Source organism: Mesorhizobium sp. M7A.F.Ca.CA.002.05.1.1 (assembly GCF_003998335.1).
Taxonomy (GTDB): domain Bacteria; phylum Pseudomonadota; class Alphaproteobacteria; order Rhizobiales; family Rhizobiaceae; genus Mesorhizobium.
On the sequence record NZ_RZQI01001680.1, the window covers coordinates 1 to 409 of the forward strand.

Below are 409 nucleotides of genomic sequence, written 5' to 3' on the forward strand. Positions count from 1 at the left end.
CGGTGGCGCGGGTCTCGTGGCTGTCGGCGTCGGCGGCTCGGCTGGTTCAGGCGGCTTCGCCAGGAAAGTCGACGTCACCACCGGCGGCTCGGTCGAAACCCTGCAGGACCGGTCGGCAGGCATCGTCGTCCAATCGCTTGGCGGCGGCGGCGGCAATGGCGGCTTTGTCGTGGAAGGCGCCCTCTTCGGAGCGAGCGTTGGAATCGGCGGCAAGGGCAGCGGCGGCGGCGATGGCGGCGACGTGTTCTTCCGCACCGCCAATGGCGGCCAGCAATCGATCATCACGCGCGGCACCGACTCGATCGGCCTCGTCGTACAGTCGGTCGGCGGCGGTGGCGGCAATGGCGGCTTCGTCGGCACGTTTGGCGCGATCGCCAATCTGGGCATCGGTGGTGGCGGCGGCAAGGGC

At 70.4% G+C, this 409-nt stretch carries 1 pseudogene; it reads left to right on the plus strand.

Annotated features, from left to right (window positions below):
• Window positions 1–16: 16 nt before the first annotated feature.
• Window positions 17–409, plus strand: a pseudogene (locus EN939_RS37750) (hypothetical protein); the annotation flags it as partial.